This is a genomic window from Azospirillum sp. TSH58, from assembly GCF_003119115.1.
In the GTDB taxonomy this organism is placed as follows: domain Bacteria; phylum Pseudomonadota; class Alphaproteobacteria; order Azospirillales; family Azospirillaceae; genus Azospirillum.
Genome location: NZ_CP022364.1, coordinates 977,147 through 990,463 on the forward strand (window position 1 = coordinate 977,147; position 13,317 = coordinate 990,463).

At 68.8% G+C, this 13,317-nt stretch carries 13 protein-coding genes; 8 read left to right on the forward strand and 5 right to left on the reverse strand.

All coding sequences use genetic code 11. The features are described 5' to 3' along the window. Window positions 1–97 precede the first annotated feature (97 nt). A complete protein-coding gene (locus TSH58p_RS08185; protein ID WP_109071379.1) occupies window positions 98–580 on the forward strand; it encodes a bacteriohemerythrin in 483 nt (160 codons plus the stop codon). 161 nt (window positions 581–741) lie between these two features. Here TSH58p_RS08185 and TSH58p_RS08190 read toward each other — a convergent pair whose 3' ends face one another. Further along, the gene (locus TSH58p_RS08190) at window positions 742–4,461 is read right to left on the reverse strand and encodes a vitamin B12-dependent ribonucleotide reductase (protein ID WP_109071380.1); all 3,720 of its coding nucleotides are present in this window, start codon (window positions 4,459–4,461) and stop codon (window positions 742–744) included. A 529-nt stretch (window positions 4,462–4,990) separates the two neighbouring features. Here TSH58p_RS08190 and TSH58p_RS08195 point away from each other — a divergent pair. Next, window positions 4,991–5,488, forward strand: coding sequence for a PRC-barrel domain-containing protein (locus TSH58p_RS08195; RefSeq protein ID WP_247874177.1), 498 nt, complete (start codon window positions 4,991–4,993; stop codon window positions 5,486–5,488). 48 nt (window positions 5,489–5,536) lie between these two features. Here TSH58p_RS08195 and TSH58p_RS08200 read toward each other — a convergent pair whose 3' ends face one another. From TSH58p_RS08200 to TSH58p_RS08210, 3 genes are all read right to left on the reverse strand, one after another. Beyond that, window positions 5,537–6,001, reverse strand: coding sequence for a bacteriohemerythrin (locus TSH58p_RS08200; RefSeq protein ID WP_158282637.1), 465 nt, complete (start codon window positions 5,999–6,001; stop codon window positions 5,537–5,539). A gap of 99 nt (window positions 6,002–6,100) precedes the next feature. Then, entirely contained in the window at window positions 6,101–7,114 is a 1,014-nt protein-coding gene (locus TSH58p_RS08205) for a DUF6352 family protein (RefSeq protein ID WP_199230186.1), read from the reverse strand. Between the two features lie 121 nt (window positions 7,115–7,235). Next, window positions 7,236–8,177 carry an alpha/beta fold hydrolase gene (locus tag TSH58p_RS08210; RefSeq protein WP_109071383.1) on the reverse strand — a complete coding sequence of 314 codons (942 nt, stop codon included), beginning with the start codon at window positions 8,175–8,177 and terminating at the stop codon, window positions 7,236–7,238. 162 nt (window positions 8,178–8,339) lie between these two features. Here TSH58p_RS08210 and TSH58p_RS08215 point away from each other — a divergent pair, with 162 nt between their 5' ends. After that, entirely contained in the window at window positions 8,340–8,987 is a 648-nt protein-coding gene (locus TSH58p_RS08215) for a septal ring lytic transglycosylase RlpA family protein (RefSeq protein WP_109071384.1), read from the forward strand. Here the strand turns inward: TSH58p_RS08215 and TSH58p_RS08220 are convergent. Next, entirely contained in the window at window positions 8,984–9,805 is an 822-nt protein-coding gene (locus tag TSH58p_RS08220; protein ID WP_109071385.1) for an SDR family oxidoreductase, read from the reverse strand. The two genes, TSH58p_RS08215 and TSH58p_RS08220, sit on opposite strands and share 4 nt — an antisense overlap. Window positions 9,806–10,170: 365 nt before the next feature. Here TSH58p_RS08220 and TSH58p_RS08225 point away from each other — a divergent pair, with 365 nt between their 5' ends. The 5 genes from TSH58p_RS08225 (at window position 10,171) to TSH58p_RS08240 (ending at window position 13,174) form a co-directional block, all read left to right on the forward strand. Continuing rightward, window positions 10,171–10,620, forward strand: coding sequence for a MaoC family dehydratase (locus TSH58p_RS08225; protein ID WP_109071386.1), 450 nt, complete (start codon window positions 10,171–10,173; stop codon window positions 10,618–10,620). A 167-nt stretch (window positions 10,621–10,787) separates the two neighbouring features. Further along, on the forward strand, window positions 10,788–11,744 hold the full coding sequence (locus TSH58p_RS08230) for a bifunctional riboflavin kinase/FAD synthetase (RefSeq protein WP_109071387.1): 957 nt from the start codon (window positions 10,788–10,790) through the stop codon (window positions 11,742–11,744). Between the two features lie 3 nt (window positions 11,745–11,747). Continuing rightward, the gene (locus TSH58p_RS33580; RefSeq protein ID WP_014239676.1) at window positions 11,748–11,924 is read left to right on the forward strand and encodes a hypothetical protein; all 177 of its coding nucleotides are present in this window, start codon (window positions 11,748–11,750) and stop codon (window positions 11,922–11,924) included. Window positions 11,925–11,985: 61 nt separating this feature from the next. Further along, the gene (locus TSH58p_RS08235; protein ID WP_109071388.1) at window positions 11,986–12,396 is read left to right on the forward strand and encodes a DUF29 domain-containing protein; all 411 of its coding nucleotides are present in this window, start codon (window positions 11,986–11,988) and stop codon (window positions 12,394–12,396) included. A gap of 82 nt (window positions 12,397–12,478) precedes the next feature. Continuing rightward, window positions 12,479–13,174 carry an orotate phosphoribosyltransferase gene (locus tag TSH58p_RS08240; protein WP_109071389.1) on the forward strand — a complete coding sequence of 232 codons (696 nt, stop codon included), beginning with the start codon at window positions 12,479–12,481 and terminating at the stop codon, window positions 13,172–13,174. Window positions 13,175–13,317: the final 143 nt, after the last annotated feature.

Genomic DNA, 13,317 nt, shown 5'->3' on the forward strand with positions numbered 1-13,317 from the left:
AACCGCGACAATTTATCTCAATTCAAACCATTGATGCACGTACGACCCTGACTATGATGACCAAATTGTTACCACCTTAAGCCGAGTCTTCCCGATCATGGACATGCCCTCCGAGAATTTTCAGGATCTCGTCTGGAGCGACGATCTTGCGTTGGGCATCGAGGACATCGACGAACAGCACAAACAATGGATCGAGCTGGTCCAGGCGTTCCATGTCGCCGTCGCCGAAGGCCGTTCCCGCGAGGAGGTCTATCGCACGCTGGCCGACGCGGTGGTCTATACGGAGATTCACTTCGCCAGCGAGCAGAAGGTGATGGAGGAAGCCGGCTATCCCTTCCTGGCCGACCATCTCGTCCAGCATTCCCTGGCGTGGGAGCAGCTGCACGCCTTCACCACCGGCAACGTGCCGGAGGAGAACATCGCCGAGTATCTGGCGACCTTCCTGCCGCAATGGCTGATGCTGCACATCAACTCCGCGGACCGCCAGTTCGCCCGCTGGCTGAAGGAGCGTGACGCCATCCCGGCGGAACTGGCCGACGCCCAGCTTTCCGGCCGCGTCTTCCCCAACATCCCGGTCTGATCCCGCCCCGCTCGTGATGGCCGCCGCCGGTGGGAAACCGCCGGCGGCGAAAGCCGTGCCCGCAGGACGGCGGCGCCCCTGAATCCGAGCGCGCATGAAAAAAGGGGAGGTCCGAGGACCTCCCCTTTTCCACGCCATGCCGGGGATGGAACCGGCTGGCCTCAGCTGCAGCCCGTGGTGGAGCCGCAGGTGTCGCACTTCAGGCAGGTGCCGTTGCGGACAAGCGTCATGTTGCCGCACTCCCCGCACTGATCCCCCTCGTAACCGCGGGCGCGGGCCTCGCGGATGCGGTCGTAGCGCTGGTCGCTGTTGCTGCCGCCGTAGGCCGTGCCGGTGGTGCCGCCGACCGGGGCCGTGCCGCCGGCATGGACCACCGCCGCGCCGACCGCCGGGCTGGAGGCCACCGCCGCGTGGGCGGCGGACGCCGTGGCCTGGACCGCGGCGCCGGTGGCGGCCAGGGCCGCCGCGGCCGACGCCCGCTGGGTCTGCCCGCCGTTCAGGACGCGCAGGTTGTTGCGGACATAGCCGGTGGACGCGACCTTGCGGACGATGTCCGACGGCTGGACCGCGCCGGTCTCCGGCAGGTCGCCCTGCTTGTCGCCGCTGCCCACCGTGAAGGGCACCAGATCCTCCGGCGTGGCGTGCGCCAGATCGGTGCGGCCCAGGTAGGAGATGGCGATCTCGCGGAAGATGTAGTCGATGACCGAGGTCGCCATCTTGATGGTGTCGTTGCCGGTCACCATGCCCGACGGCTCGAAGCGGGTGAAGGTGAAGGCCTCCACGAACTCTTCCAGCGGCACGCCGTACTGCAGGCCGATCGACACCGCGATGGCGAAGTTGTTCATCAGCGAGCGGAAGGCGGCGCCCTCCTTGTGCATGTCGATGAAGATCTCGCCGATGCGGCCGTCCTCATACTCGCCGGTGCGCAGGTAGATCTTGTGGCCGCCGACGGTCGCCTTCTGGGTGTAGCCCTTGCGGCGGTGCGGCAGGCGCTCGCGCTCGGTGCGCTTGCGCTCGATGATCCGCTCCACGACCTTCTCGACGATGCGCTCGGACACCATCTGGGTGCGGGTGGCGTTGGCCGCCTCGACGATCTCCTCGACCGCGTCCTCCTCGTCGTCCAGCAGGGCGGCGGAGAGCGGCTGGCTCAGCTTGGAGCCGTCGCGGTACAGCGCGTTGGCCTTGATGCCCAGGCGCCAGGACAGCAGGTAGGCGTCCTTGCACTCCTCCACCGTCGCCGTGTTCGGCATGTTGATGGTCTTGGAGATGGCGCCGGAGATGAAGGGCTGCGAGGCGGCCATCATGGTGATGTGCGATTCCCAGGACAGGAAGCGCTTGCCGATGCGGCCGCAGGGGTTGGCGCAATCGAACACCGGCAGATGCTCGTCCTTCAGGAAGGGCGCGCCCTCCAGCGTCATGGCGCCGCAGCAGAAGGTGTTCGCCGCCTCAAGCTCGGCCTTGGTGAAGCCGAGAGCGGTCAGCAGGTCGAAGCCCGGCGCGTCCATCTGCTCGGCGGGGATGCCCAGCGTGTCGACGATGACGTCGGCGCCGACCGTCCAGCGGTTGAAGGCGAACTTGATGTCGAAGGCGGTGGCGAGGTTGCCCTCCAGCTTCTCCAGCACCTCGGCCGGGAAGCCCTTGGCCTTCAGCGTCTCGTGGTTGACGCCCGGCGCGCCCTTCAGCGTCCCGTGGCCGACCGCGTAGCGCTCGATCGCGGCGATCTGGTCGGCGGTGTAGCCCAGCGTGCGCAGGGCCTCCGGCACCAGACGGTTGACGATCTTGAAGTAGCCGCCGCCGGCCAGCTTCTTGAACTTCACCAGCGCGAAGTCCGGCTCGATGCCCGTGGTGTCGCAATCCATCACCAGACCGATGGTGCCGGTCGGGGCGACCACCGTGGCCTGGGCGTTGCGGAAGCCGTGCTGCTCGCCCAGCTCCAGCGCCATGTCCCAGGCGCGGACGGCGGCCAGCGCCAGTTCCTGCTCCGGGCACTCGTCGGCGACGAAGGGCACCGGCTTGACCGACAGGGCCTCGTAACCCTCCATCTCGCCGTAGGCGGCGCGGCGGTGGTTGCGGATGACCCGCAGCATGTGGTCGCGGTTCTGCTCATAGGCCGGGAAGGCGCCCAGCTCCTGCGCCATCTCGGCGGAGGTGGCGTAGGCGACGCCGGTCATCACCGCGGAGATGGCGGCGCAGTAGGCGCGGCCTTCCGCCGAGTCGTAGGACAGGCCCGAGGCCATCAGCAGGCCGCCGAGGTTGGCGAAGCCCAGGCCCAGCGTGCGGAACTCGTAGGACAGCTGGGCGATTTCCTTGGACGGGAACTGCGCCATCAGCACGGAGACTTCCAGCACCATGGTCCACAGGCGGCAGGCGTGCTCGAACGCCTCGACGTCGAAGGACCCGTCCTTCAGACGGAACGACATCAGGTTCAGCGAGGCGAGGTTGCAGGCCGTGTCGTCGAGGAACATGTACTCCGAGCACGGGTTCGAGGCGTTGATGCGCCCCGAGGCCGGGCAGGTGTGCCAGTCGTTGATCGTGGTGTCGAACTGCACCCCCGGATCGGCGCAGGCCCAGGCGGCGTAGCCGACCTTGTCCCACAGGTCGCGGGCGCGGAGCGTGCGGTGGACCGTGCCGTCGGTGCGGCGGATCAGCTTCCACTCGTCGTCGTTCAGGACGGCCTGGATGAAGTCGTCGGAGATGCGCACCGAGTTGTTGGAGTTCTGGCCGGCCACCGTCAGGTAGGCGTCGGAGTCCCAATCGGTGTTGTAGGTCTTGAACTCGATGCTGGTGAAGCCCTGGGCGGCGAACTGGATCACGCGCTGGACGTAGTTCTCCGGCACCTGCGCCTTGCGGGCGGCGACGACGGCCTTCTTCAGCTCCTTGTTGACCTTCGGGTCCTGGCCGTCCTGGGCGGCGGCCATGATGGCGGTCAGGTGCTCGCGGCAGATCTTGGAGCCGGTGACGAGGGCGGCGACCTTCTGCTCCTCGGTCACCTTCCAGTCGATGTAGGCTTCGATGTCCGGGTGGTCCATGTCCACCGTGACCATCTTGGCCGCGCGGCGGGTGGTGCCGCCCGACTTGATGGCGCCCGCCGCGCGGTCGCCGATCTTCAGGAAGCTCATCAGGCCCGACGACTTGCCGCCGCCGGCCAGCTTCTCACCCTCGCCGCGCAGGCGGGAGAAGTTGGAGCCGGTGCCCGAGCCGTACTTGAACAGGCGCGCCTCGCGGACCCACAGGTCCATGATCCCGCCCTCGTTCACCAGATCATCGGCGACGGACTGGATGAAGCAGGCGTGCGGCTGCGGGTGCTCGTAGGCCGAGGCGGACGAGGTCAGCAGGCCGGTCTTGAAATCGACGTAGAAGTGGCCCTGGCTCGGGCCGTCGATGCCGTAGGCCCAGTGCAGGCCGGTGTTGAACCACTGCGGGCTGTTCGGGGCCGCCATCTGGGCGGCCAGCATGAAGCGCATCTCGTCGAAGAAGGCGTGGGCGTCGGCCTCGGTATCGAAATAGCCGCCCTTCCAGCCCCAGTAGGTCCAGGTGCCGGCCAGACGGTCGAAGACCTGCTTGGCCGACTTCTCGCCGGAATAGCGCTTCTCCTTCGGCAGCGCGGCCAGAGCCGCTTCATCGGCGGTCTTGCGCCACAGCCAGGACGGGACGGTGTTCTCCTCGACCGCCTTCAGGGCGACCGGAACGCCGGCCTTGCGGAAGTACTTCTGGGCCAGGATGTCGCTGGCGACCTGGCTGTAATTCTCGGGAACCTCGATGTCCGTCTGCTGGAAGACCACAGAGCCGTCAGGGTTGCGGATCTCGCTCGTCGTGCGGCGGAAGCCGAGAGCGGCGTAAGCATCCTGACCCTCTTTCGTGAAACGACGCTGGACCCGCATGTGACTCGTGCTCCCTCTGGCTGGCGAACAAAGGTGTCGCGCTCCGTGCGGCGCAGCTCGCGCTGGCTGACGAACGCAACACCCTGTATGTTGGTGCGCATCCTAGCCTCAAGCGTCTGGCCAAGCAAGACCCGACCCAAGATATTGTGTGCTTGACGCGGGCCTACCTCCTAGATATGGCGCGTTAGGTCAACGGGCCAAGCCGCCGGGGGTTCCCGGAAAAAATCCGCCCACCCCCCATATCTAGTCCCCGCCAGAGAGCCTCCGGCGCCCGGTTTCCGTAAGGAATCCGTCACTTTCGCGGGGTTGCCGGGCCCCTCCGACCGCAGGAGTCACGGGGGGCGAATCGGCGGTACGCCCTTCTCCCGTCCCCCCGCCCGCGACCCCACCTTTGCCCGCTGGACCGGTCCCGCCGCGAGGCTCCCGGACGACGCCTCGAGTCGCCCCGCGATGTCACAGGCGGTCCCGCGTGACCTTTCCCGCTCCCCCCGGTTGGAAGGTTCGGTTTCGTGCAACGAGGAGACCTTCCATGCACAAGACGGTGATCGCGACCCTGTCCGCCCTGGCCCTGACGACCGGCGCCGCGGTGGCCCAGACCGGCACCGGCGGCTCGGCCCAAACCCCGGGTGCCCAGGCCCCCAACTCGGTCATCATGGACCAGGGCCAGAGCGCCCGCCCGGCCGGCCCCGCAAGCAACGCCACGGGCGGCGCCAGCGTCGAGCATCTGATGAGCCGCACGGTGATCGGAGCGGACGGCGAGAAGGTCGGCAAGGTGACCGACGTGATCCTCGGTCCGGACGGCAACGCCCAGCTCCTGGTGATCCAGAGCGGCGGCTTCCTCGGCATCGGCGGCAAGGAGATCGCCGCGGACATCGCGCTGGCCGACGTGCTTCCGGGCAACGGCCCGATCACGCTGCGCGACGTCACCCAGGCGAGCGTGCGCGACATGCCGGAGTTCCAGTACAGCGACAGCATGACCTCGCTGAACCGCGGCCCGAAGCACAGCGGCGAGTCGAGCAAGCAGTAACCATCCGAGGACAGCCCCTCTCCCGCCCCGGGAGAGGGGTTTCGCCCTTTACGCCTCCACCCCGCGCTCGCGCAGGTAGGCGCCCAGCTTGGTGTCCACGCCCAGGATGTGGCCGGACAGCCATTTGGCGAGGAAGCCCAGCACGAAGGCGCCCTTCTCCCCTCCCGCGTCCAGCGCGCTGTTCACGTCGTGAAGCTGGCGGACGAAGCTGTCGTGCAGCGCCTTGTGGGCGGTGTAGTCGGGATAGCCGTGCTCGCGCATCAGCGTCTCTTCCCGGTCGAAATGCGTGTCGGTGTAGTCGAGCAGTTCCCTCAGCACATCCTGGATCTCGCTGTCGGTACGGAACTCGTTCACCGCGGTGACGAATTCGTTGAACAGCTCGAACAGGCGCTTGTGGTCGGCGTCGATCACCGCGTTCCCGACTCCGAAGCCGTCCTGCCACGCCATCGTCTCCCAACGCGGGTCGGCAAGGTTCGGCTTCATCGTCTTCGGCTGCATATTGTTTAATTGCATGACGTTTCCCCCTTCAGGAAACATCCTTATAAGCCGCCGCCCGCCCGCCGCCGGGAGCGGCAGATAGTCACACTTTCTTTATGGTTATAGGGCCGTTCTTCAGTTCATCTGCGCCAGCGGCAGGTTGACCAGCAGGTTCTGCGGCTTGAGGCGCAGCTTGCGGTCGGCGGTCATCGCCAGGGCCAGATAGACGGGCCGCCCGGCGATGTCGGCGCGCATCGCCGCGGGATCGGCGAACTCCAGCCGGAACAGCGACAGGATGCGGGCCAGCCGGTCCTCCCCCACCTCGGCCCCGTTGTAGAGGTCGTTGAGGATCGCCGTGGCCTCCCCGTCCAGCCCGACATGCCAGACCCAGCGCTCGTCGCTGATCCGCTGCACCGGCTGGATCGACACCGCCACCCCCAGGAAATGCCGCACCCAGCCTTCCAGAACGCGGCACAGCGCGTCCAGCCCGGCCGCGGCGAAGGTCGCGTCCAGCACGGTGTCGTGCCGCGAATCGCGTTCCCAGTAGCGGGGGTGGTTGGTCTCGTCGAGGATGTCGAGATCGACGGAGCGCGGGGCGGTCCCGGCCTCCACCACCAGCCGGCCCAGGCTGCCGAAGCCGCCGGTCGCGGCCAGCATCTCCACCGTCTCGCTGTCGGCCAGCCGGACCCGCCCGTCGTCCACCGACACCGTCTGGGGCCGGAAGAACAGCTCGCCCGCCCGCGCCCGCAGGCCCGACGGCGTGCCGTCCAGGATGTTGCGCAGGATGACATGGGCCATCTGGTCGATGAACAGCCCCGGCACGCCCCGCGCGCCCTCGCGGAACAGGCGGAGGTAACAGCCCTCGACCGTGCCGGCGGCGAGCAGCCGGTCGCGGAAGCCCAGCCAGACCGCCCAGTTCTCCCGCGCGTCCGCATCGGCCAGCGCCTCCACCATGCCCGGCGGCACGGGGCGGGCGGGATCGTCGAGCAGGCCGGCGAACAGCGTGTGCTCGGTCTCGCAGGCGTCCTCGGGCGGGCGCATCTCCGGCCGCATCAGGTAGGCGCGCAGGAAGTCCGGCGTGACCGCCAGCCAGCCGTCGGCGTCGCGCGTCAGCAGATGGAAACCGGACTCTTTCCAGAAATCGGACATGGAAGGCAGACCCTTGAACATAGAAGCAGGCGCAAAGCGTCCCTCATGTGGGCGCGCGGGCGCCCGCGCCAAGGACCTAGCACAGCCCGGCCCGCAGATGCCCGGCTTACAGATGCCCAGCCTACAATTGCAAGGCGGCCAGGAACTCGTCGACGTCCGCCCACACCCGGTCGCGGATGTCGTCGCGCTCCATCAGCAGCTCGTGCTTGGCGTCGGGATGCTCCTTCAGCACGGCGTTGCCCAGCCGGGCGGCGGCCAGCCGGTGCGACTCCGAGCGGACGACGGCGTCGGCGGGGGCGCTCAGCAGCAGGATGGGCGTCGTCACCCGCTCCAGCGGCGCCGTGAAGCGGATGTGGTCGGCGGCGCGCAGGGCCGCCCGCACCCAGCCGAAGCTGACCCCGCCCACCCGCAGCTCGGGCCGGTCGCGGAAGGCGTCGTGGTAGGTGGCGTAGCGGCGGGGGTCGGAGGTGATCGGGTTGACCGGGGTGAACAGCCCCTCCACCGGGTCGTAGTCGTGCTGGCCGAAGGCGTATTCGGCGGCCCGCCCGCGGGCGCAGAGGCGCTCGGCCAGCCAGACCGCCATGCGGCGCGGCACCGGGCCGGTGAAGATGTCGAACATCGGCGCCGTCAGCACCGCCGCGTCGCACAGGGCCGGGTTGCGCAGCAGGGCCATGAGGGCGACCAGCCCGCCCATGCTGTGGGCGACCAGCAGCAGCGGCCCCCGCTGCCGCGGCCTCACCACCCGCTCCACCACCTCCTGCAGGTCGCCGGCCAGCGTGTCGAAGCTGTCCAGGTGATGGATCTGGGGGTTGGGCAGGGGCCGGTCGGACAGGCCCTGGTTGCGCCAGTCGAAGGCGAAGACCTCGAAGCCGCGGGCGAGCATCTCCCCCGCCGTCTCGGCGTATTTCTCGATGAACTCCGCCCGGCCGGTCAGCAGCAGCGCGGCGCCGCGCGGCGGCGCGGCGGCGGCCGTCCAATGGGCGGTGCGCAGCCGCGTCCCGTCTCCCATCGTCACCCAGCCGAATCGTGGCTCCACACCCAGTTCCGCCACGCTCACGGCCATTCCTGCGCGCTCCTTCGTTGACGGGACGATTGAAGCATCATCGGGCCGGGCGGGTCCAGCCCGCGGCACGGAGGCGGCCATCCGCCAGCCGTCCGCCAGCCGTCCGATGGAACCCCCGTCCTCCCACGGGTGTTGTCGAGGTCCAATGGGAGGTACATTCGAATGCACATGGCGCGTAAACTGTCCATGGCGCTCTGCGCCCTGTCCCTGACCCTGTCCCCCATGGCCGCCGCCCAGGCCCAGCCCTCATCCAAATCGCAAAGCCCCAAGGACGCGTCGGTGCCGCCGATCGCCGTGGAACGCACGGACGAGGGCGAGCCGGTCATCGTCCATGAGGGCGAGGCGTCCTTCTACGGCGGCTCGTTCCACGGCAGGAAGACGGCCAGCGGCGAGCGCTTCGACCAGAACAAGCCGACCGCCGCCTCGCGCGAGCTGCCGCTGGGCAGCAAGGTCACCGTGACCAACCAGGACAACGGCAAGAGCGTCGACGTCATCGTCAACGACCGCGGCCCCTATGTGGACGGCCGGGTCATCGACCTGTCGAAGAAGGCCGCCAAGCAGCTCGACATGATCGAGGACGGCGTGGCCCCGGTCCGCGTCGAGGCCAAGCCGTCCGAACAGCCGACCGAGGCCGTGAAGGAGAAGGTCGAGGCCAAGGCCGAGAAGGCCGACAAGACCCAGGTGGCGGAGCAGCCCGCCTCCGAGAAGAAGGGGAACGGCGCCGCCCTGTCCGGATCGTCCGGGTCCGGATCGTCCGGGTCGGGATCGTCCGGCGCCGACCGGCAGAGCGGGTCGGGGTCCGACCGCTAAGCCCCCTCGCGCGGCGGACGGGCGGTCCGCCCGGCGCGCCGGCCGCGGTCGAAGGCGGCCAGCAGCGCGCCCAGCCCGTCCGACGCCGCGTGGCGCGACCACAGGAAGGGGCGCAGCATGTTGCGGGTGCCGAAGCCGTGCACATGCACCGTGCGGCGCCCCAGCGCCTGCAACCCCTCCCGCGCCACGTCCAGCGGATCGGCCGCCCCCGGCAGGGCGTTCAGGGCGAAGCCGGCCCGCTTGCCGAAGGCGGTGCGTGTGGCGCCGGGACACAGGACCAGCACATCCACCGGCTTGCGCTTCAGCTCCGTCGCCAGCGCCTCGCCATAGGCCAGGACGAAGCTCTTGCTGGCGCAGTAGGTCCCGAGGAACGGGATCGGCTGGAAGGCCGCCGTGCTCGACAGCAGGATCAGCCCGGCCCGCCGGCCGTCGCGGGCCGCCCGCTCGATCATGCCGGGCAGCAGCGCGCGGGTCAGCACCGTGGTCGCCACCACGTTCAGCTCCACCGTCGCCCGCTCCGCCTCCGGCGCGTTGTCGAGCACCGGCCCGAAGGCGCCGGACCCGGCGTTGTTGACGAGCAGATCGATCTCCAGCGTCTCCGCCTTCTGGATCAGGGCGTTCCGCCCCGCGTCGGTGGTCAGGTCGGTGGCCAGCACCTCCACCCGGCGACCGGCGGCCTCCAGTTCCATCTTGGCGGTGTTGAGGGCCTCGGCGTTTCGGGCGGCCAGCAGAAGGCCGGTGTCGGCAGGCAGGGCGCGGGCAAAGCCGGCGCCGATGCCGGAGGTGCCGCCGGTGACCAGCGCGAAGCGGTGGGGCATGGGTCGGATTCCGTCGCGGTTCGGGGGGATGAGAGGTGACGGTTGGCTGCGGCGGCGGGAAGTCAAGCCGTCCGCCCCCGAGTCGCCCCCGAGTCGCCCCGCATTCCGCGATGCAGCAGGGCGAATTGTCAGTACACATATTAACTGCCCCCGCTCCGCACTTTTACTGTCACGGTTCTGAAATCGCCGGGTTGCCGGAAAGTGGCGGAGCGCCTCGACTGCCTCCTCTTTCGGAAGAAGTTAGCGGTTTTTTCACTATTTCAGGCGAGTCGTGTTGCCATCGCGTGGGTGCAGTGCATATATCGCAATGCACCATACGTGTTGTCGCACCGCTCTGCCGGTGCTTGATGAAAAGGAACCGCGGTATGGATGATGTTCGCCAAGTCCTGAAGGACAACGAGGGCCACTGCATCGAGGATTTGTCCGTCGGCATGACGGCGTCCTTCGCGAAGACGGTTACCGAGGCGGACATCGTGCTGTTCGCCGGCATCTCCGGCGACACCAACCCGGTCCACCTGAACCAGGAATACGCCAGCGGCACCATGTTCCAGGGCCGCATCGCCCACGGCATGCTGAGCGTCAGCTTCATCTCCGCCGTTCTGGGCACCAAGCTGCCGGGTCCGGGCGCCATCTACATGAGCCAGACCGTGCGCTTCAAGGCGCCGGTCCGCGCCGGCGACACGGTGACCGCCCGCGCCACCGTCACCGAGGTGATCCCGGAGAAGCGCCGCGTCGTCGTCCGCACGGTCTGCACCGTCGGCGAGACGGTGGTGATCGAGGGCGAGGCCCTGCTGATGGTCCCGTCGCGCGGCTGACCGTCCCGGACCGAGCCTTCAACAAGCGAAATGACTTGCCGGTCGCCGGTGCGTAGACCACGCGCCGGCTCCGGTCTATATAAGACGCCCATGGCATGGCCCGCCCCGGCGGGCCGCCATCGTTTCCGGGGCCCGTCCGCGGCCCGCAGACCATCAGGGCGTGACGCATGCGATTGTTCCGACACACCGCCGACCTGCCGGAGGACGCCCGTGGGGCCGTCGTCGCCCTGGGCAACTTCGACGGGGTGCACCGCGGCCATCAGGCGGTGATCGCCACCGCCCAGCGGATCGCCCGCGATCTCGGCGCGCCCTCGGCGGTGATGACCTTCGAGCCGCATCCCCGCTCCGTCTTCCGTCCGGACGACGCCCCCTTCCGCCTGTCGCCCTTCCGCGTCAAGGCCCGCCACATCGAGGCGCTGGGGGTCGACCTGCTGTTCGTCTGCCATTTCGACGAGAGCTTCCTGCACAAGACCGCCGACGCCTTCATGCGGGAGGATCTGGTGGCCGGGCTGGGCGCGCGGCACGTCGTCTGCGGCTACGACTTCCTGTTCGGCCACGGCCGCAGCGGCGACCCCGCCCTGCTGCGGCAGGCCGGCGCGGCGCACGGCTTCGGCGTGACCGAGGTCGGGCCGGTGTCCGACGATGCGGAGGGCGTCTACTCCTCCACCCGCGTGCGCGACGCGCTGGTCGCCGGCAACCCGCGCGAGGCGGCCCGGCTGCTCGGCTCCCCCTGGGAGATCGAGGGGCGCGTGGAGCACGGCGACCACAAGGGCCGCACCATCGGCTTCCCCACCGCCAATGTGGAACTGGCCGACTATCTGCGCCCCGCCTTCGGCGTCTACGCGGTGCGCACCGGCGTGGACCAGGGGGCGGGCACGGTCTGGCGCGACGGCGTCGCCAACCTGGGCCGCCGCCCGACCGTGGGCGGAACGGTGGAGCGGCTGGAGACCCACATCCTCGACTTCGACGGCGACCTCTACGGCCAGCATCTGCGCGTGCAGTTGATCGAGTTCCTGCGGCCGGAGCGCAAGTTCGGCAGCTTCACCGAGTTGAAGGACCAGATCGTCCAGGACGCGGCCGCCGCCCGCGCCGTGCTGGCCAAGGAACCGCGGACGGAGGGTTGAGCGATGGACCGCGTGATCCTTCTTCTCTTCATCCTGAACCAGGGCGGCCCGACCACCATCGAGTTCCAGACGATGGAGCAGTGCAAGGCCGCCGAGCCCGCCATCGTCCAGGCCTACCGCGAGATGACCGGCAACCCGGTGCTGACCCGCTGCATCGCGCTGGCCCTGCCGGGGAAGTGAGCCCCATGGACCGCCCGCGGCGTTCCGGGTAGCCTGACAGACGGATTCCACCGGGAGTCGCATGACCGAGACGCGCGCCAACTCCGAGTTGGATCTGGAAAATCTGGCGGAGGAGGTCGAAAGCCTGGGCCGCAGCCAGGAAAGCGCTCTGGTCAGCGCCCTCACCCACGTCATCGCACATCTGCTGAAGCTGGAGCATTCACCCGCCCCGGCGCCACGCAACAAATGGATGCTCCGCGTCGTGGAACAGCGCGGCCGGGCGGTCTACGCGCTGGAGGACAGCGGCACCCTGGCGCGCAAGGCGCCCGATCTTCTCCCGAAGGCGTGGAAGCGGGGGCACCGGCTGGCGGCCAAGGCTCTGGAGCTGTTCGACGGCGTGGCGCCCGAAGCCCTTCCCACCGATTGCCCCTACAGCCTCGCCCAAATTCTGGACGACGACTTCATCCCGGCCAACCGGCACGGGCTGGGCTGACCGGCAAGGACCGGCCATTGCGATTCGCACGCCGGGGGGCTACACACGGGGCAGTTTGAGCCTCCCTGGGAGCCGTTAGGCCATGACCACCGCCGCTGCCCTGCCCGACCGGGCGACGATTGCCGCCACCGCCGCGAAGATCCTGCTGGAAATCAAGGCGCTGCATTTCAACGCCGAGACGCCCTTCATCTTCACCTCCGGCTGGGCGAGCCCGGTCTACACCGACTGCCGGCGCATCGTGTCCTTCCCGCGCGCCCGCAAGGCTCTGATGGACTTCGCCGTCCAGACCATCGAGCGCGAGATCGGCTACGAGAGCATCGACGCGGTGGCCGGCGGCGAGACGGCGGGCATCCCCTTCGCCGCCTGGATCGCCGAGCGGCTGGAACTTCCCATGCAGTATGTCCGCAAGAAGCCGAAGGGCTTCGGGCGCAACGCCCAGATCGAGGGCGTGCTGACCGAGGGGCAGCGGGTCATCCTGGTCGAGGATCTCGCCACCGACGGCAAGAGCAAGGAGAACTTCGTCACGGCGCTGCGCAACGGCGGCGCCACCGTGACCGACAGCTTCGTGATCTTCCATTACGGCATCTTCCCGCAGTCGAAGACCAACATGGACCGCATCGGCGTCCGCCTGCACGAGCTGTGCACCTGGTGGGACGTGCTGAAGGTCGCCCGCGAGAACCAGTACTTCGACGAGAACACCCTGTCGGAAGTCGAGAAGTTCCTGAACGACCCGGTCACCTGGTCCGCCGCCCACGGTGGCAAGGCCAGCTTCGACTGACGCACCCGGAGGCGCCGCGCCTTGACCGCACCGCCCACACCGCTAATATCCCGCGCGATGCTGCATCCGGCGTGGGTCATGGCGCGTATGGCGCGAATTACCAACCCGGCCTCTTGAGGGGGGCCGGGACCGCCTCGTTTGTG